The 20,386-nt window shown below is 58.6% G+C and carries 11 protein-coding genes and 1 pseudogene; 11 read left to right on the top strand and 1 reads right to left on the bottom strand.

Translation table 11 applies throughout. The annotated features are described in order from the left end of the window. Window positions 1–118: 118 nt before the first annotated feature. Window positions 119–547 (top strand): annotated as a pseudogene (locus tag INR99_RS16815) (transposase); the annotation flags it as partial. Between the two features lie 322 nt (window positions 548–869). Beyond that, window positions 870–1,838: a tyrosine-type recombinase/integrase gene (locus INR99_RS16810; protein WP_194117494.1), complete on the top strand. Its 969-nt coding sequence runs from the start codon at window positions 870–872 to the stop codon at window positions 1,836–1,838. Window positions 1,839–1,899: 61 nt separating this feature from the next. Here INR99_RS16810 and INR99_RS16805 read toward each other — a convergent pair whose 3' ends face one another. Further along, the gene (locus INR99_RS16805; protein WP_194117493.1) at window positions 1,900–2,832 is read right to left on the bottom strand and encodes an IS5 family transposase; all 933 of its coding nucleotides are present in this window, start codon (window positions 2,830–2,832) and stop codon (window positions 1,900–1,902) included. Window positions 2,833–3,003: 171 nt separating this feature from the next. Here INR99_RS16805 and INR99_RS16800 point away from each other — a divergent pair, with 171 nt between their 5' ends. From INR99_RS16800 to INR99_RS16755, 9 genes are all read left to right on the top strand, one after another. Next, window positions 3,004–3,918, top strand: coding sequence for a BrxR family transcriptional regulator (locus INR99_RS16800; RefSeq protein WP_194117492.1), 915 nt, complete (start codon window positions 3,004–3,006; stop codon window positions 3,916–3,918). Window positions 3,919–3,980: 62 nt separating this feature from the next. Further along, window positions 3,981–4,481: a BrxE family protein gene (locus INR99_RS16795; protein ID WP_228098413.1), complete on the top strand. Its 501-nt coding sequence runs from the start codon at window positions 3,981–3,983 to the stop codon at window positions 4,479–4,481. A gap of 2 nt (window positions 4,482–4,483) precedes the next feature. Beyond that, complete coding sequence (locus tag INR99_RS16790) at window positions 4,484–5,272, top strand: DUF1819 family protein (RefSeq protein WP_194117490.1); 789 nt, start codon at window positions 4,484–4,486, stop codon at window positions 5,270–5,272. Then, window positions 5,253–5,828, top strand: a complete 576-nt coding sequence (locus INR99_RS16785; protein WP_021263471.1) for a BREX protein BrxB domain-containing protein — start codon at window positions 5,253–5,255, stop codon at window positions 5,826–5,828. The genes INR99_RS16790 and INR99_RS16785 overlap by 20 nt, the downstream gene beginning before the upstream one ends. A 28-nt stretch (window positions 5,829–5,856) precedes the next feature. Further along, on the top strand, window positions 5,857–9,498 hold the full coding sequence (gene brxC / locus INR99_RS16780) for a BREX system P-loop protein BrxC (protein WP_194117489.1): 3,642 nt from the start codon (window positions 5,857–5,859) through the stop codon (window positions 9,496–9,498). A gap of 2 nt (window positions 9,499–9,500) precedes the next feature. Continuing rightward, a complete protein-coding gene (locus INR99_RS16775; RefSeq protein ID WP_194117488.1) occupies window positions 9,501–12,221 on the top strand; it encodes an ATP-binding domain-containing protein in 2,721 nt (906 codons plus the stop codon). A 10-nt stretch (window positions 12,222–12,231) separates the two neighbouring features. Further along, entirely contained in the window at window positions 12,232–16,053 is a 3,822-nt protein-coding gene (gene pglX, locus INR99_RS17610; protein ID WP_228098412.1) for a BREX-1 system adenine-specific DNA-methyltransferase PglX, read from the top strand. Then, window positions 16,050–17,858 (top strand): DUF262 domain-containing protein, encoded by a 1,809-nt coding sequence (locus INR99_RS16760; RefSeq protein ID WP_194117487.1) that lies wholly within the window; start codon window positions 16,050–16,052, stop codon window positions 17,856–17,858. Before pglX ends, INR99_RS16760 begins: the two co-directional genes overlap by 4 nt. Further along, a complete protein-coding gene (locus tag INR99_RS16755; RefSeq protein ID WP_194117486.1) occupies window positions 17,855–20,383 on the top strand; it encodes a PglZ domain-containing protein in 2,529 nt (842 codons plus the stop codon). Before INR99_RS16760 ends, INR99_RS16755 begins: the two co-directional genes overlap by 4 nt. Window positions 20,384–20,386 lie beyond the last annotated feature (3 nt).

Genomic DNA, 20,386 nt, shown 5'->3' with positions numbered 1-20,386 from the left:
GCCCGTGCAAACGGAGATTCATTGGCCTGACCTGGAGATCGACATGCAGAGCGTACCCAAAACCGAACGTGCCAGATAGAGTCGCCAACTGCGGATGGGTAAATTATGATCCGAGACCAGACAATTAACCAAGCTGATCGTCGAAAAAGCACTCGAACTCGAAATGGCCGAACACCTCGGCCACGACAAACATCAACCGGTCGCCAATCCTGCCGGCAATATCCGCGATGGCCGCAGCCGCAAAACGCTCAAGGGCGAATTCGGTGTCTTGCCCATCGACATTCCACGCGACCAGCATGGCATCTACGAGCCGCAATTGATCTCCAAGCACCAGACCCGCAGGACCGGTTTCGACGACAAAATCCTCTCACTTTACGCCCGCGGCATGACGTTACGGGAAATTCAGGCGCAACTTGAGGAAATGTATGGTAGCGAGGTATCGCCTAGGCAAATTTCTTCCGTTACTGAAGTGGTGATGGAGGATGCCAAGGCTTGGCAGTCCCGCCCGCTGGATCGTGTCTACCTGATCGTCTACCTCGACTGCATTCCCCCTGGCCGGTCAGGTGCGGCTGGTGAACGTACATCCTGTACGGCAATACCAACGCCGACAGTACCGCCGAATTTGAAATCCAGCTCACCGGTGTGAGCAGGCTGACCTCCTCGGCGTTCGTTCTCTAACGCTGCCTGCGGTTCTGCCAGACCAGCACAGCCCGGCCTTTGTGCCGGGCTGTGCTGTTAACGACGTCCCCCCACGTTTGAGTAGCAGGACCGCAAATTCCAGTTTATCTTGTCGAGGCTACTAGTCACGATAATGACACTTATCGTGACTAGTAGTCTAGAATGAACGCAGAGCCAGATGAGTTCACGCCATGACAACATTGACGCCACAATCCAGCTTCAGCGGTGTACCCGCTGAGCTGCAAAAATCCTTTGAAGCCGCGATTGGCTACTTGCGCGCTCAGCTGGCTCCTGCCACGTTGCGGGCTTATCAGTCAGATTTCCGAATCTTTTGTGACTGGTGCGAACGGTTCAAGTTGGCAACAACACCGGCTACACCCGAAACCTTGGCGATGTTTCTCTCTGATCAGGCAGAATCAGGTGTTGCGGCTGTTACGCTGGAAAGACGATTGGCAGCGATTCGCTATGTGCATCAGATGAAGGAGTTACCGTCACCAACAGACCATCCGTTAGTGCGTGGTACGTTGACTGGTATCCGGCGTATCCATGGCACGCTGCCTCGCAATCAAAAAGAGCCGATCTTGGATCATCAGGTGTTTCGCATGTTGCAGCTAACACCCGATACCCTCATTGGTTTACGCGATCGGGCGATTATTGCCATGGGGTTTGCTGGAGCGTTTCGTAGATCAGAACTGGCGGCACTTGATGTTTCCGATCTGAAATTTGACCAGGCCGGTAACCTAGTCTGCTTGATCCGGCGTGGCAAAACCGATCAAGGCGGCAATGGATTTGAAAAGCCCATCTTGAATGGTCGACGACTGCAACCTGTTACGCATCTGAAGGCCTGGTTATCCACTGCGGGGATTGATGAAGGGGCTGTTTTTCGACGCGTTGACTGGGCGGGGGCCGCAACCGAGCAGCGCCTGAGCGCGCAGTGGATGGCTCGGGTGGTCAAGAACTGTGCAAACCAGATCGGATTAGGTTTCACCGAATTTGGTGGGCATAGCCTCCGTTCTGGCTTTATTACTTCCGCTGGTGAGCGGGATGTTCAGCTGTACAAGATCATGGAGGTTACCGGACAGAAAGATCCTCGAACAGTGTTGCGCTATTTACGTCGTGCAAATCTGTTTAAGGATCATGCTGGTGAAGAATTTTTATAGTCTGGAATGGCTTTGTTGCACAAATCAAATCCGAGTCAAATTTCCCCAACCCCGGACGGAGTTACCCTACGCGAACCGTTTCCGGTATCCCGAGCTGCGTGAAGCGGTTCAGTAGTGCCGCCCGAATTTGCAGCTCAGCAACCTGACGATCAAAGTCTCGCGACATCACGCGTTCGCCCAGCAGCTTGAAGCACCGCATCTTGGTTTCAACCAGGCTACGCCGATGGTAGCCGCTCCATTTCTTCCAGATGGAGCGCCCGAGACTCCTTGTCGTTCGTAATGCTTCATTGCGGGCTGCTGCCCCTGCGGTGTTTTCTTTCCAGGGCTTACCATTCTTGCGCACAGGAATGATGGCTTCGGCCTCGCGGCTGGCAATCGCGGCATGGCAGCCCTTGGTGTCATAGGCACCGTCGCCAACAACGCAAACCAGCATCTCATCGCTCGGAATTTGCGCCAGCAGATCAGGCAAGACGGGCGCATCACCAATGCTATTCGAGGTGATTTCCATGGCGCGGATTTCCAGCGTTTCCGCATCGACGCCTAGATGCACCTTGCGCCATTGCCGGCGATATTCGGCACCATGCTTCTTGGTTTTCCACTCACCTTCGCCGAGCATCTTGATGCCGGTGCTATCCACCAGCAGATGCAGGCCCGTGCGATTTTTCCGGTAAGGAATCAGCACCTGCAACGTTTTCTGTCGTCGCGACAAGGTACTGTAATCAGGCACTGGCCAGTCCAATCCGGCCAATTTCAACAGGCTGGCGACCATGCCCGTGGTCTGGCGTAGCGCCAGATTGAAGAGATTTTTGATCATCAGGCAGAACTGAATCGCTGCATTGCTGAATCGTTCGGCGCGACCCCGTTTGCCGGCTGGGGTGGCAAACCATGCCATGTCCTTGTCCAGCCAGATCAGCAGAGAGCCACGCTGGCGCAGCGCATGATTGTAGGATTCCCAGTTGGTCGTGCGGTACTTTGGCGGGGCTGGCTTGCTCATGCTGATGACGGATTGGGCTGCGATGAGGTCAGATCAAGCAGGATACGTGCCGATTTGTGCAACAAAACCGCAAGTTGCTACTTCCTAGGTCGATTGGTATTCATTTTGATAACCATAGACTCCACAAAAAAAACCGTATAAAGTACCCGGAATTGGCTTTCAAAGACTGAAATGAACCATTCTGAGCAACTTTCTTCTTTGTCACAGTCCCAGCGAGAGCGACTTGCATTGGTCGAGTTGCGTCTATGGTTTGTTGGCGACATACGACGTCAGGATATTGTCGATCGATTTGGTGTGAAGTCAGCGGCTGCATCCAGAGATTTGGCGCTGTACAAAGAGCTCGCGCCTTGCAACATCGACTATGACGCGAAGGCGAAAGCCTATGTCTATCAGTCCAGTTTTGTGGCGCTTTTTGAGCATGCAACCCAGCGCGTACTGTCCTGGCTGACCGAAGGGTTTGGGGATGGCTCGACAGTTGCCCGACCTGTGCTTGGGGCATTTGAGGCGCCAGCATCGCTGAGTACGCCCTCGCTAGATGTGCTGGCAGCTGTGACGCGATCAATCTGTGCCCGCAGACCGCTTCAAATCAGATATCACTCAATCAGCAGTGGTGAAACAGAGCGGGTCATTGTACCTTTTGCGCTGGTAGATACTGGCCTGCGCTGGCACATCCGGGCATTTGATCGCAAGAGCAGAGAGTTTCGAGATTTCGTTGTGACTCGCATTGAAGCACCAGCCAGGCTTAATGAGGAGCCACAAGCCAGCGAACGGTATGACAACGATATCCAGTGGACTCGGATCGTTGAACTGGAGTTAGTGCCACATCCAGACCAGCCTCATCCTGAAATTACGAAGATGGATTACGGCATGGTTGGCGGGTCACTGCGTATGAAGCTACGTGCAGCCACAGCCGGGTACATCTTGCGGCAGTGGAGCGTCGACTGCTCGCCAGACCACAGCCTGCGCGGGCCGGAGTACAGACTTTGGCTCAAGGACCACTTGGCCTTGTATGGCGTCAAGAACGCCGTGCTGGCTCCAGGGTATGCGCCTGTGGATGCGGCCCACGCGGGAGCGGATTGTGACTAAACAGTGGATATCACTGCCTACGCCGGTCGCGTCGGCAGAACAAACGAATGATGAGATTTGAGATGAAAGAATCCTACCTGCCCACGTTGCTACAGATGAGATTGCTCGTCGGCTTCCTCGGTGAGCGCGCTCAATGCGCCTGGTGGCCAACGGCGTTCTATGAAGCATCAAGCCGCCTCTTCCTGGAGCCGGTCTTCTCGAAAACATCTCGCCTTGCTCAGTACCACGGTGTGCTGGAAGCAGCCAGACGATTGCACGACGAGCATTTGAGCGTGGGCAGCTACCACCTGTTCCGGCTGCCTGAAGAAGTCGAACAAGACCTGCACGCGATCGTGCAAAGCAGCGCGGGAGAAGAACTCGCCAGTCAGACACCGCAGAGCAAAGAGGCTGCGCTGGATGCGTTGAAGCGCTTGGCCACCATGGGCGGCACGTCCAGCGTAGGTCCAACGGCGGTTGGTGGTATCAAGGATCTCGATTCCACCGACACACTGAAGGCTATCGCTGCGGCCTATCTATCGGCGTTCACGCAGAACGCCAAAACATATCCATATCTGGTGGGGTGATCGTGGCCGACAACAAGCCCTACACGACACAGTTACAAGCAGGCCTTGGGCTCGTCAACGAGACCAAGACGCTGCTCGACCTGTGGTCGCCAGGCATGTCGGCGAATCAGTTGCATCAAGTCGCGCTGGAATCAGGTCGATTCCCAACCGTTACCGCGCGTCGACTCCGCAACATCGTCGTCGAATGCTTTGCCCCGCGCTATCTGGTCAATGGCGGTACACCGGCTGCTCACCTCAAGCGGCTGTCGGCAACGATTTCCACTGCTGATCTGACACAGCTCATGCTGGTTTTCACGAGCCGCGCCAATCCCATTCTTGGTGACTTCGTGCGCCACGTTTACTGGGCTCGATACGCCGGTGGATACACACAGATCACCAATGAAGACGCCCGTGCCTTTGTCGAGCGAGGCATCGATGACGGCAAGACAGTTAAGCGCTGGTCTGAGACGACAGTGCGGCGCGTCTCCGCCTATCTGACCGGATGCTGTGCCGACTACGGAATGCTTGAGCGCGGATTGCGCTCAAGCCGCCGCATCCTGCCGTTCCGCATCTCGCCGTCTGCGGCTGCATATTTAGCTCATGAGCTGCACTTTTCCGGCGTCGGTGATAACGCGCTACTGACCCACGAAGACTGGCAGTTGTTTGGCCTGGCGCGCGAAGACGTGCTGGAGGAAATCAAACGACTCTCGCTGAAGGGGTTGTTCATCGTCCAGGCTGCTGGCGACGTGATCCGCATCAGCTGGAAACAACAAGACATGGAGGCGCTCTGCGATGTCCTCACTCAAAGCTGATTTCGACGAGTTGCGCGAGCGCATTCGGCACGGGCGCGAGCTCGGCCATGCGAGCTTCGAGCCGATCTACTACCTCGTCTTCCCACCAGAACAAATCCTCGAGGTGAAGCGGCAGACACCCGCATGGGTAGCCAAACTGCACCAAGAAGGCTGGGACGTGCACACGTTCTCCATCGCCGAACAGCTCTGGGCGCTGCTCAAAGACGACCCGTTCTGGTCGCTCTGTGTGATGGAAGACAAGTCAGCGCCACTGGATTGGCCGCGTACCAACAAGGCGCTGGCGGACATCCTGACGGCAGATAACGGCCTGCTGAAGCGACTTGAGGATGCCCTGCAGCCGCTCGAAGGCCAGCAGAACGCGCTGCTCTTGGTAACGGACCTTGAGGCACTGCATCCGTTTATGCGCATCGGCGCCATCGAGAGCCAGCTCCAGGGCAAGTTTCATGTGCCGACGATTTTTCTGTACCCCGGCGTGCGAACCGGCAAGACGCGCCTGAAGTTTCTCGGCTTCTACCCGGAAGACGGCAATTACCGCTCCGTCCACGTCGGCGGCTGAACAGACAAAAGAACCCTGGGATAAACCTATGACCATTCGCTCACTCTTCGATCCAAGCAAGGACATCTACCGGACCATCGAGAAGGTCATCACCTATGGCGCCTCGCAAGAAGGCCGACTCAAGGCTGAGATCTCCGAATACGTGGTCACCGAAAGCATTGAGGAACAGTTCCGCAAGCTCCTCGATCGCATGCAGCTCGCGATGGAGTCCGGTGGCGAAAATGAGGTGGGCGTTTGGGTCTCAGGCTTCTACGGCTCCGGTAAGAGCTCGTTCACCAAGTACCTCGGCCTGGCGTTTGACGATCAGCGCACCATCGACGGCACTTCATTCATCAACTACCTGCAAGACCGCCTGCACAAGCCACAGACCAAGGCACTCCTCAGCACTGTGGCGAAGCGTTTCCCGGCTGCTGTGGTCATGCTGGATTTGGCCAGTGAAATGCTTGCCGGCGCCACGATGGAAGACGTCTCCACGGTCCTCTACTTTAAGGTGCTGCAGTGGGCCGGCTACTCGCGCAACCTGAAGGTTGCCGCTTTTGAGCGCATGGTCGAGAAGGATGGCCGCACGCATGAGCTCCATGAACGGATCGCCAAGGCACTGCCGGGCGCAACCTGGGCCCGAGTACAGAACAACCCACTGGCAATCGACGGACTGATCCCCAAGATCGCCCATGAGATGTACCCGGCACTCTTCCCCGAGGCCAAGTCCTTCTCGTCCAGCACCGAGGGCTTCTTCCAATTCGAAGACCAGCGCGTGCAGGAGATGATCGACATCGTCCGCGAGAAGAGTGGCAAGCAGAACATCATCTTCATCGTCGACGAAGTCGGCCAGTACGTGGCCTCGCGTGACAACCTGATCCTCAACCTCGATGGCCTGGCCAAGAACCTCAAGCGGCTGGGCGACGGCAAGGCATGGATCATCTCTACCGCGCAGCAGACCCTTACCGAGGACGACCCGCGCGCCGCGCTGAACTCCGACAAGCTCTACAAGCTGAAGGACCGCTTCCCGATCCAGATCGACCTGGAATCGAGCGACATCAAAGAGATTTGCTATCGCCGTCTGCTTGGCAAATCACCGACGGGCGAGAACGAGCTTGGCAAGCTGTTCGACGCCCACGGCCAAGCGCTTCGACACAACACCAAGCTGCAGGACGCCAAGTACTACGACGCGGACTTCAGCAAAGAGAGTTTCACCAATCTCTACCCGTTCCTGCCGGCGCACTTCGACATCCTGTTGCACCTGTTGGGCGCACTCGCCAAGTCCACCGGCGGTATTGGCCTGCGCTCTGCGATCAAAGTGATCCAGGACGTGCTGAAAGGCGAAGGCGGTTCCAAGGCAATGGCCGATCAGCCCGTGGGTTGGCTGGCCACCACGGTGACGCTGTACGACGAACTGGAAAAGGACATCCGCCGCGCTTTCACGTCCATCCACCAGGCGGTCGGCAAGGTGCAGATTCGCTTCCCGGACTCGCAGCTCCATCAGGACATCGCCAAGTCCGTCGCTGTCCTTCAGATCCTCGGCAACCTGCCGGTGTCGGTGCAGAACGTCGCCAGTTTGATGCACCCGTCCATCACTGCAGCATCGCAACTCGATACGGTGAAGAAAGCCGTCGAAGAGATGCTTAACGACGTGCATGTGCCACTCGGCGAGAAGGATGGCAATCTCGTGTTTCTCAGCGAGAAGCTGCGGGATATCGAGCAGGAGCGCGGTGCCATCGCACTGCGCTCCGTGGACGTGAAGCGCATCTTCAACGATGCACTGCGCGAGTCCTTCGATCCGCTGCCTCGTGTCAGTCTCCACGGCACGATGGCCGTCGCAACGGGCCTGAAGGTCCAGGCCGGTAGCGCCATTACCAGCCTGGCCGGTGACCAGAGCACGATCCAGACCGTTGTCGAGCTGGTGCCTACCAGCGACTACGACACCGCCAAGAACCGGATGCTGGATGACTCCCGCAGCCGCGCCGGTCGGAATGTCATCGGGCTTTTGGCTCGCGCCAATTCCGAACTCGACGATCTGGCGAACGAAATCTATCGTTGCCAGCGCATCGCCGAACTGCACCGCAACGAGCCCGACCAAGAGGTCAAGGACTACTGCACCGGCCAGCTCGACCGTGCTGCCAAGCTGGCTACCCAGCTCCAGAGCAAGATCAAGCAAACCTTGCAAGCAGGCTCGTTTGTGTTCCGTGGCCAGGCCACGGCGGTATCGGCACTGGACGCCGACCTACTGGACGCCGCTAAAAAACTGCTCTCTGACGTGGCCGACCAGGTGTTCGACCGTTATGTCGAAGCGCCGGTGCGTGCGGGAACCGACACCGCCGAGAAATTTCTCAAGGTCGCCAACCCCGCCGCCATCAGCAGTGCGCTGGACCCGCTCGGCCTGGTGCAAACCGTGGCCGGTCGCGCCTCGTTCAAGATTGACCACAAGGCGATGATCAGCATCCGCGACTACATCGACAAGCGCGGCACGGTCGATGGCAAGCGCCTGCTCGACGACTTCAGCAGCGATCCGTTTGGCTGGTCACCTGATACCACGCGCTACATCGTGGCCGCCATGCTCATGGCGGGCGAAATCAAGCTCAAGGTCTCGGGCCGTGAAGTCACGGCTGCTGGGCAACAGGCGATCGATGCGCTGAAGACCAACAACTCCTTCAAGCAGATCGGTGTCGCGCTGCGCGATGAGCGCCCATCCATCGAAACGCTCGGTCGCGCCGCTGAGCGGCTCACCGAACTGGTGGGTGACATGGTTATTCCGCTGGAGCAGGAGATCAGCAAGGCGGCGGCGAAGCACTTCCCACGCTTCCAGCACGACTACGGCTCCTTGGCCGAAAAGCTCAGTGGCCTCGGGCTGGCAGGCAGTGACCGCATCCGCACTTTGAACCAGGACATTGCCGACGTTCTGTTCACCGATGCCTCCGACGCCCCGCAGCGCCTGGGTGCCGAAACGTCCGCCATTTACGACAACCTCAAGTGGGCGCTCGAAGTGAAGCGGGCGCTTGACAACGGGCTCGACGCCACGCTACGCGACTTGCAAGCCCATCGCCGCGACATCGAAGCCTTGCCGGACACCGGCGTGCCAGGGGAGCTGCGTCGCGAACTTGCGGAAGACCTGGGAACCCTGTCTGAGCGCTTGGGCAAGGAGGACTTCTACAAGCACACGGCTGACTTCAATTCGCAGCTTACCCATCTGAAGGGCCGCGTGCGCGATGCGGTCATCACGCTATCCGATCAGCAGAAGCTCCGTTTGAAGGAAGGTGTCGAGGATCTGCAGCGCATCCCCGAGTGGGAAGAGCTCACCCAGGAGGAGCGCGGCAACGCCGTGAACCGGCTAGACGGGCTCGCCCTGGCCGCCACGCAGGATCTGGCCGGACTCAAGAAGCTGCTGGCTCGCGACTACGACATCAACAGCACCCTCGAAGATCTGAAGCGCTCCATCCAGCGCCAAGGGCAGGAACGCCTGCGCAAGCGCATGGAGGAAGAGCGGGCCAAGACTGGTGAGAAAGGTCCGGCGAAGCTCACCAAATCGATCGCCGTGCCAGTGAAGATGACCTCGGCCGCAGACATCGACACGCTGATTCAACAGCTCCATGAAATCAAGGCTCAACTCGCTCTGTATGCCGAGATCGAAGTGTCTCTTGTCGTGGGTGAACAGCCTGGAACGGGTGGGAACTAAGCATGGAGCTGACTACCGAATCCAGGCAACACATTGAGCAAGTCGCAGGCGAGGCGCTCACCCAGCTCGACAGCATTGCTTCGGCTGCAAAACGCAATCTGCACGATGGGCGAACGCTGGGCTCCGATGCCTTGGCGAGCGTCAATACGATGACGTCCAGTTCGGCCATCCAGAAACTGGATCAGATTAGCCAGGCCAACCGCGAGAGCTATCAGGTATTGGCGGCCGAGCCTGCGATCGCTCGTGTCGTCGTTGTGGATGAGGAAGGCGAAGAGCGTACCTATTACATCTGTCGAACCACGCCGGTTTCAGGATTCCAGAATCTGGCCAGTTACCGTGCCCCGGTCGGTCGCTTGGCCTCTTTGGCGATCGGGGCTGAATTCACACTGCCCAATGGCACCGTTGTCGAGGTCTTGGAGCGCGCCCAACTCCGACCCGCCGCACTGGCTGATGGCTGGGATTCGCGCGACACCGTGGTGGAGGCCGAGCATTTCGGTCCACTCACGATCGAGTCGTTGCGAGCGCTACTGACTGAGGTTGCCGGAGAAGAAGTCACCGAAGACCTTTTGGATCAACTGCTGGCCGAAGAAACCGTCAAGGCCAACATCATCGACGGCGTGCGCCGCAGCGTTATCACCAAGATGGGTCTGCGCGATCAGCCCGTTCTGGATCAATACCAGGATGAGATTTTTCGTCTTCCCCTCGACAAGCGCCTGCTGATTCTTGGCCCGCCCGGTACCGGTAAGACGACGACCCTGATCCGCCGCCTTGGCCAGAAGCTCGACACCGCCTTCCTGGAAGAAGGCGAACAACGTCTGGTTGAAATGGTGGCCACCGCCCAGGGCGTCGCGCACGCCAACAGCTGGCTGATGTTCACGCCCACCGAATTGCTCAAACAGTACCTCAAGGAGGCTTTCGCTCGTGAAGGCGTTCCCGCCTCCGATCTGCGCATCAGAACCTGGCAGGACTACAGGCGCGAGCTGGCCAGAAATGCTTTCGGCGTCCTCAGAACCGCATCGGGTGGCGGCACCTTTGTCCTGAAAGACGGCCTGCCAAGCTTGAGCGCAGAGGCGCTGAATCGCCCAATTCGGTGGTTCGACGATTTCAACACGTGGCAGCGCAACGCCTATGTGCAAGAGCTGCATGAAGCGGCCAGCATGCTCCGCGAAGCCAAGGCGCCAGAAGTCCAGAGCTTGGGCGAGCGGCTGCACATCATCCTTCCGCAAGCGGGCGATGGCGCGTTGGCGTCCACCTTCGGATCGCTGGCAGCCGAGCTCCCCAAGGTCCAGGCGCTCGTCGCCAGCCTGAAGGAAGCCTCTGACGGCAAGATCAAAGCTGCGCTCAACCTCCAGCTCAATCGCAATCGGGCGTTCCTGGATGAGTTGGCGCGCTTCATCGATGGCCTGCAGCAAGCCCAGACCACCGATGCCGACGAACAAGACGAGCTTGATGCCGATGAGGAAGAAGACACTACAGCACCGCGTACCGGTCGTGCCGCCGCTCTCAACGCCTACATGCAAGCGGTGCGTGCCCAAGCCCGGGCTGCAGCCTCAAAGCGCGCGGTCAGCAAGTCGTCGCGCAACGGCAAGATCATCGAGTGGCTGGCAGAGCGTGGCCTGACGGAAGCCGACCGCGCCGAGGTGGGGGCGAGCCTGCTGGTGCAAACCAACGCGCGCCGCTTCGTGAATCCGGTCAAGCGCTATCTCGACGGCATTCCGAAGCGCTACCGCGCGTTCCGGCGCGATCGCCAGCAAGCCGAGAGCTGGTATCGCAACGAAGGCTTCGAAGCCCGCGACATCCATCCGCTCGAACTGGACATTGTGCTGCTCGCCATCCTGCGCGCCGCAGGCGACTTGATCAGCCGGCCCAACGTGCAGCGCGATATCGACAGCCCCGCTTGGTCGGCACTCCAGCCCATCCTGGGCCATTACCGCAACCAGGTCTTGGTGGATGAAGCGACCGACTTTTCGCCTATCCAGCTGGCCTGCATGGCCGCCTTGGCGCATCCACGGCTGCGCTCGTTCTTTGCCTGCGGCGACTTCAATCAACGTCTGACCACCTGGGGTGCGCGATCCGCCGACGAAATGAAGTGGGTCTTTGCCGACTTCGACATCAAGGAGATCACCGTCTCCTACCGGCAGAGCAAGCAACTGAACGATCTCGCTCGCGCCATGATCCGTGCCGTCGGCGGCACCGAGCAGAACGTCAGCTTGCCTGCGCATGTGGACAGTGGCGGCGTAGCGCCCGCGCTCCTGGAGCACGCCACAGACACAGCAATCGTGGTGAGTTGGTTGGCAGACCGCATCCGAGAAATAGAGCGTTTCGTCGGCCAGCTGCCGTCCACTGCCATCTTTGTGAATGCTGAAGACGACGTGGCACCAGTGGCTGAGGCACTGAACGAAGCCCTGGCCGAACACAACATCCAAGTCATTGCCTGTCGTGAGGGACAGGCCGTCGGGCAAGAGAGCAACGTGCGCGTGTTCGACATCCAGCACATCAAGGGTCTGGAGTTCGAGGCCGTGTTCTTCGTGGGCATTGACCAACTTGCGGCGCTGCATCCGGCCTTGTTCGACAAATACCTGTACGTGGGCACCACACGGGCAGCCACGTACCTTGGCGTCACCTGCGATGGGACATTGCCAACCGCTATCGAGAGCCTGCGCGCTCACTTTGGCCAGGATTGGCAAGCGCCCGGTTCGCTCCAAGCGGTCACAGAACAATAGGAATCGATTGATGGCTTTCGACCAAACAACAAGAAACCGCCTCCAGCGCTTCGTCAACGATGCGCGCCGGGTGCTGGAAGAGGAATTCACTCGCCAGCTCCAGAACGACTACGGCATGGACCCGAACGCGGGCACCGTGGCGGAGCTTGCCAGCCTGCGCCATATCAACGACGCCCAGCGCGAAACTGCCCGCATCCTGCGCGACACCCTGGCGCACTACACCGCCAGTGGCGACATGAACGCCACGCAGGGCCTTGATCGCATCGTGCGGGAGCAGGCCTTCACCGTGCTCAACCGCCTGGCGGCGCTGCGCATGGCCGAGGCGCGTGGTCTGCTGGTCGAATCAGTGGGCAACGGTTTCCAGGCTAAGGGCTTTCAGCTCTACGCGCGCCTAGCTGGCACTGGCCTGGGCGAAACCGGCGATGCCTACCGCGTGTACCTGTTCAGCGTGTTCGATGAACTCGCCCAAGACCTGCCGGGCCTGTTCGACCGCTACTCACCGCAGGGGCGCCTGTTCCCGCGCGAGGCTGCGCTGCTGCAAGTGCTGAACCTGATCAACGATGCCGACATCGCCCCGCTGTGGAGCGAAGATGAAACCATCGGCTGGATCTACCAGTACTTCAACTCCAAGGAAGAGCGCAAGGCGATGCGCGATGCCAGTCAGGCACCGCGCAACAGCCGAGAACTGGCGGTACGCAACCAGTTCTTCACACCGCGCTATGTGGTCGAGTTCCTGGTGGACAACACCCTCGGGCGACTCTGGCTCAACGCCACGGGCGGGCAAACAGGTTTACGCGATCGCTGCCAATACCTGCTGGTGAAGCCTGGCGAAACGCCCAAAGCCGCCACCAAGCTGCGTGACCCGCGCACGCTCAAGCTGCTGGACCCGGCCTGCGGCTCCATGCACTTCGGCCTGTATGCCTTTGATCTGTTCGCCGAGATCTATTGCGAGGCCTGGGCCTGGGAACAACAGCACGGCCCCGGTTCGCTGGATGTATCGACTCAACCTCAAGCAGCACTCAAGCCACTGAGCCAGACCTATGAGGACGAGGCGGCATATCTGCGCGACGTGCCGCGTCTGATCATCGAGCACAATATTTATGGCGTGGATATCGACCCCCGCGCTGCGCAGATCGCATCTCTGGCGCTGTGGCTGCGGGCGCAGCGTGCCTGGCACGATGCGGGAGTGAAAGCCAAAGACCGCCCACTGATTGGGCGCGGTCACGTAGTTGCCGCTATCGCGCCGCCGGCCGAACGTGAGTTGCGCCAGCAGTTTGCCGCCAACCTCGATCAGCGCGATGCCGAGCTGTTCGAGAAGACCCTGCAAATGCTCAAGGGTCTGCCGGAGCTGGGGGTGCTGCTTCAGGTTGAACGCGAGCTACCGCACTTGATTCGCCAGCTCTATGTGGGCAAAGGCACCGGCCTGTTCGCTGCGCAGGAGCAGGAGAACTGGCAGCAAGCAGAGGGACGTCTTCATTCGTCTTTGACTGAGTTCGCGCACACGTCGAAGGCTACGTTTCAAGGTCGGCTTTTCGCCCAGGACTCCCTCGAGTTACTTCGAATGATCGATCTGACTCGCGAAAAGTTCGATGTAATCGTCATGAACCCCCCGTTTGGAGATTCCTCCGCTTCGGCTTCGCAGTACCTAAAGGAAGCCTACTCTCTTGGGCGCCCCGACTTGTATATGTGTTTCTTTCTGCGGTGCGCCAAAGATCTGCTTGCTTCGAACGGCCTCCAAGGACAAATAACATCTCGCACATTTCATACGCTTGAGTTTTTCGAGCCTATGCGACGCGAGCTCCTTACTGGAGAAACAAGACTCCAAATTCTCGTAGACCTCGGAAGCGGCGTCCTTGATGGGGCAACTGTCGAGACCAGTGCCTACATTGCATCAAGAGGCAAAAGCACATCTTTCTACTCTTTTGATCTCTCCACGAGTAAGGAGAAGCAGCCGACTATCGCTAAGATCTTGTCTTCATTGCGGAGCGGCGGATCACCTGAAAGCACTTGGGTGCGAGAACATAGCTGGTTTCTGGAGATCCCAAATGGATCACTTTGTTACTGGCTTCCTGAAGCCGTGGAAAAGGCAATTAAGCGCCTTCCACAATTTGATCCAGGCTTCGCCTGCAAGCCACTGGCCGAGAGACCGACCAGCAAGACGCGCTATGGGAGAGTAAGGCAAGGACTGATTCCTGGTGATATTTTTCGGTTTACCAGGTTGCGATGGGAGGTATCCAGCACTGAAATAGGTCGCGGCCTTAAGTGGGTTCCGATGATGAAGGGAGGCGAGTTCCGTCGATATTTCTCTAACGAGAATTGGCTGTTCTTATGGCAGAAAAGCGGCTTAGAGCCAAAGGCTTTCGCAGAGCAGAGGTACGGTGGAGCTTCTCGAACAATAAAAAATGAATCAGAGTTCTTCAAGCCAGGGATAACTTTTCCCAGGGTCAGCAGTGTTGGCATGAATGGGCGTCTCATGCCACAAGACTCGGTATTTTCTGACACAGGGATGGCGATCATCCCTGAAGAAGAGGCGTCAACTTGGAACTTGCTCGCCCTTTTCAACTCTCGCTTGGCCGATATTATTTGCGCCGCTCTTCATCCGGGGCGAAAGTTTGAGGTCGCCCATCTCGCAGCAATTCCCATCGAAGAAAGAGTACTCGCGGACGATGGTTTGCGCACCCTTGCGCGAGAGGCATATGGCTTTGTTAGGGATGCAACCGACGAAGATGCCATCTTTGAGATGACCCTTAAAGAGATAGCGTCGACCAAAAGCGTTCAGCGCGGCTTGGCTCAAGCTGCGAGAAATATTTCCGCCTTCTGGGAGAGTGTTGCAGATCGGCAGCATCAAATTGATTTGAGGGTATTTGATATTTACGGCATTCCTGCATCGGAGCAGAGGTTGTTAGCCGATTATATCGATCGCTTGCGCGGGTCGGACGAATCAAGCCCAGAAATCGAGTCGGTATTGCGTCCCGAGAAATACTTGGCATCGATGTTTGATGCAGATAAGGGGCTTCGCGATTGTCTTTCCATTCTGCTCAACAGATTGATTGCCGCAGCCTTCTCCCACGCGGGTAAGGTAGGACATTCATCTGGTCTGACCGAGGATCTTCTCTCAATGGTGGTTGAGTTTTCAGAGAGCGTCTTTGGAGTGCCCGAGGACGTTTTCATAGAGGACGTAACCCCATTAGTGCCGGGAACATCACTGCAAAACTACTTTGCTGAGGCCAAAGGCTTTTTTGACGATCACCTTACCAGTCATTCGTTGTCCCCAAGGAGGGCGCCCATTTGCTGGCCGCTCACCACAACGTCCGGCAGTTACACGCTATGGGTCTATTACCCCAGGCTCACCAGCGAAACGCTATACACCGCCATCAATGACTTCGTTGAGCCCAAGCTCAAACAGGTCGTCGCTGACATGGCGACGCTGCGAAGTAAGGGTTCTGCACGGACACGAGACGACGAAAAGCAATTCGAGGCGTTGCAAGCCTTTGAGCTGGAGCTGATCGAACTGCGCGACACCCTGCTCAAGCTCGCGCCGACCTACAAGCCCAACCACGATGATGGCGTGCAGATCAACGCCGCGCCGCTGTGGTCGCTGTTCCGCCACAAACCTTGGCAGAAGGTGCTCAAAGACACCTGGGCCAAGCTGGAAAAAGGCGACTACGACTGGGCGCACCTAGCCATGAACTACTGGCCCGAGCGCGTGCGTGAGAAGTGCAAGACCGACAAGTCGCTCGCCATCGCCCATGGTCTGGAGGATTTGTACATCGAGCCTGAGGCAGCGCCGAAGAAGACGCGCGGCAGGAAAAAGACCGGAGGCGATGAATGATTCAGGACGTCAAAGCGCTGCCGGTCAGTTTCTACTTCAGCCCCGATGGGACGACGTCGTTCTTCATTCCCAAGTACCAACGCGAGTATGTGTGGGGCGGCAAGAACTGGGACGCGCTGTTCAATGACCTGGAGGAGTCGCCCAGTGGGCACTTTCTGGGCTCTATCATCTGCGTGAACACTCAGCAAGATGGCATGGCCGGTGGCCGACTGGAGCTGATCGATGGCCAACAGCGGTTCACTACCATCAGCCTGTTGTTCTGTGCGTTCTACGACAAGCTGAATGCCATTCCGAATCCGGATCGCCGCTTGCTGGTGGAGTTGGACAACCTGGAGAGCCGCATTTTCGTCCGCACTTCTGGCCAGTGGCGTCTGGAACCCAGCGAGCAAGCGCAGAACAAGACCGATTTCCAGAAGGTGCTGAGCGATCTGTTCCCCAAACAGGTGAAAGCGCCGAAGGGCTTGAGCAATTTCGGCAACCGCCGCATTGCGCGCGCCTACCGCTACTTCTGCGAGCGACTGGAAGGGCTGAGCCAGGACAGCGTATTGGCTCTACTGGAAAAGCTCAAAGCGGCCATGTTGGTCAAGATCGAGGTGCGCAGCCATTCCGACGCATTCATGTTGTTCGAGTCGATCAACAACCGGGGTATCCCGCTCTCGGCCATCGACATCATCAAGAACAACCTACTGGCCGAATTGGACAAGCGCCCGGACTATGGCATCGACCGGGCGTTCGACGAGTGGAAAGACCTGATCGACCTGTTGCCCGACCCAGCAGTGCAGGAGCGCTTTCTGCGCCAGCTGTACAACATGTTCAAGTACCTCATGCGGGTGGAAGTCAAAGGCTGCACCCGCGCCACGCGCTCGAATCTGATCACCATCTACGACACCCTGCTGCGCAAGCGACCGGTCTGGCTGTTCGGTGCGCTTCAGGCCAAGGGCAAAACCTATTCGGCGCTGCTCAACCCCACCGTCGCACGCGCGGAATGGGGCGATGCTGCCGCAGCGGCCTTGCAAGACCTACAGCGCCTGGGAGCCGCGCCGGCTTACGCATTCTTGCTGTGGGCCAGCCAGGTGGCGCAGAGCCAGAAATGGACTGAGGGTGATGCAGTGAGCCGTCTGGCCACTTTGCTCACCAAGTGGTTCTTTTGGCGCAACCTCACCGATATGCCGCCCACCCGCGAACTCGACCCGATATTCATGGAACTGGTCGGCCACTTGCTGACGCAGATTCGCAGTGGCGAGATCACGACGCTGGAAGGCTTCATCCAGCAAACCAGTGATTGGTTGCTGGCACGAGTAGCCCCGCAGGAGATTTGCGAGTCGCGCCTCAAGGGCGACGTGTATCTCGAAAATTACGAGGCCACGCGGTTCATGCTGTGCAAGCTGGAAGAGGCGCACCAAACCCGTGAAAACAAACGCGACCTGTGGGCGCATGACGCCAATGATCGTCCCGTATTCACCGTCGAACACATCCTGCCGAAGACCGAGAACTTGGGACCGGGCTGGGTGACGATGCTCGAAGGGGATCAGAAAGGCACTGCGGCTGCCATTCGCGAGCGCTCTGCTCATCAGCTCGGCAACCTGACCCTGAGTGGCTACAACTCCAAGCTCGGCACGATGGAATTCTTGAAAAAGCGGGATCGCAAGAACGACCAGGGCGACTTCATCGGTTACCGCAACGGCTTGTATCTGAATGCCGACTTGGCCAGCCGAGATGATTGGAACGAGGTCGCCATTACGGCGCGAACAGACAAGATGCTCAAGGAGGTGATGTCCATCCTGAGCCTGCGGGGGGACAAATGACGATTGCGGAATTCATTCGAGAAAGCGTGCTGCGGCCGCGCCTTAAGCAAGCTGGCGCCTTGGTGGTGTACGACGCCGACAAGCGCTACCGCGAGCAGTGTTTCGATCTGGCGGCCGACAAGGTGCGGGTGGTGGATGCGTCTGAAAGCAGCATCGAAAGCCGTGAGGCGGCGCTGCAGGCACTGCGAGAGGTGGGTCAGCCCAAGGCGCCGCTTGAAGGTGTGTTGATCTACGTACCTGCTAAGCGCCCGGAAACCGACGAGCAGAAGCAAGCTGATCCATTCGCCCTGTACGCGGAATGCGGCGCGGTGTTCCCGCAAGATGATGGGGACGAGTATCTGAGCCTGTGCCTGCGCGCCAGGCCGGATCACGCCACAGAGATCCGGCAGGTCTTTGCCACCTCTCCCTCTGGGCCGACCTTTGCAGTGATCGATGCTATTGGCGGCGGTGTGAGTTGGCCCCAGTTGCGAGCCACTCTGCGGGTGGAGTCCGGGCGCGAGATTCTGGCGGCATTGCTGGCCCCGAGTACCAGCCAATCCGAAGCGCTCAAGGGGCAGGAAGGTTGGGTGCAAGAGGCGCGGGATTTCCTCCGCGCTACCTTGGGCTTGAGCGTGAAGACCCGCGGCAAGACCTGGTCTGCCCTGGCGGATGAACTGTGGCGCTATGTGCTGTTCAGTGAATTCGTGTTCGATTTGCCAGTGGCACTGCCAGACACACTGAAGGGTGTGCCGCACGCACCGATGGAAGCCAGACCCATCGTCGAGGATGTGTGCGACCGTCTGCGCAGCGACCCGAAGTCACGCGCGATATACATCGAGCGCGCCGAGACCACCGAGGCGGAACTCAACCTGACCGATCTGTGCGGTGCGATTGAAGACCTGGGCGAGCGCGACACGTTCCCCTTCGAAGAGCGGACCTTCCTACGCACAGCGATCAAGGGCATTGTCAGCGGCGACACCGATGCCACGCGCCGTGTGCTCACTCGCCATAAGAGCTCGGTATGGCTCGGCAAGGGCGAAAGCCAGGCCCAGTGGGAGTTGGTGCGGTCTGGCTTGAGCCTGGTTGAGGCCTGCGACGATTTTGAGCGCCAGCTACCGGATCACTCCCGCTCGCAAGCGGAGCTCATCGACTTCTACCTGGGCAGCCTACGCGAGGCAGATCGCTTGCAGCGCGAGTTTGAGCAAGCGGCGGGCGACTTCCTTGACCCACATGGCTTGATGCATGAGGTTATCGGCCAGGCTCGGGCCCGCTACCGGCGCCTGGCCGAAAAGGTCCAGGGCGTGTTTGTGAAGCACGTCGAGACTACGGGATGGCCGCCGACTGGGCGACTGGCCAACGCCGATGCCTTTGATCGCCTTGTGGCAGATCGCCTCAAGGAAAGCGGGCGCAAGGTGGCCTACCTGATGGTGGACGCCCTGCGTTACGAGTTGGGCGTGGCCCTCGAAAAGCTGCTGGCGGAAGACGGTCCCGTCGAGCTGCAAGCGGCCTATGCGCAGCTACCGACCATCACTCTGGTGGGCATGGCGAGCTTGCTGCCGAGTGCTCGCACGGGACTAACCCTATCGCTGGAGAACGATTGCCTGGTGCCGAAGCTGGCAGGGGCACCGGTGAGCAATGTTGCGCAGCGAATGGGCGTCCTGAGCAAAAAGTACGGCGACCGCTTCGAGGAGATGCCTCTCAACGAATTTGTACGCGGCAATCCGAAGTTTGCCGAAACCGTCGACCTGCTGGTGCTGCGCTCCACCGAGATCGATAGCCAACTGGAGAGCAATCCAGAGACAACACTGGGGCTGATCCCCGGCACGCTGAAGTTGATTCGAGTTGCGCTGCACAAGCTGCGTGGTATGGGCTTCAAAGAGGCGGTCATCGTCACCGACCATGGCTTCTTCCTGAACGCACAAGCGGAGGCTGGCGATGTGTGCGTGAAACCCCAAGGGAAATGGCCGGTGAACGCCCATGACCGCATCATGTTGGGCGACGGCACCGCAGACGCTCATAGCCTGGTCGTCAGCGCTGAGAAGGTCGGCATTCGCGGAGATTTCACTCAGGTGGCGTTGCCGCGCAGCATGGCCCCCTATCGCTCGGGGCATCTGTATTTCCACGGTGGGGCATCACTGGCGGAGGCCGTTGTGCCGGTGCTGGTGGCCCGGCTGGACACCGCCGCACATGCGGAATTGCGCAAGGTGGTGGTGGAGCTGAGCTACAAGAATGGCGCCAAACGAATTACTACGCGATTGCCGGTCATCGAAGTGATACTGGTGGCTGACGACATGTTCTCGCAAGACATGAACGTGGAGATCCTGCTGGAAGCGCAAGACAGTAAGGGCAATGTGGTGGGAGAGCCGCGCCCAGGCGGCGATGTGAACCCCGCGACCAGAACCGTGACCCTGATGCCAGGTCAACGCAAGCAGATTGCGCTGCGAATGGATGATGAGTTCAGGGGCAAGTTCAAGGTTGTGGCGCTAAACCCGACGACTCTGGCTGCCTACAGCAATCTGGCGCTTGAAACCGACTATACGGAATGAGCC

The sequence above is a fragment of the Chitinilyticum piscinae genome (assembly GCF_015223195.1).
Lineage (GTDB): Bacteria > Pseudomonadota > Gammaproteobacteria > Burkholderiales > Chitinibacteraceae > Chitinilyticum > Chitinilyticum piscinae.
Note: the sequence above shows the minus strand (reverse complement) of the source record. Positions and strands in the feature narration are given on the sequence as shown.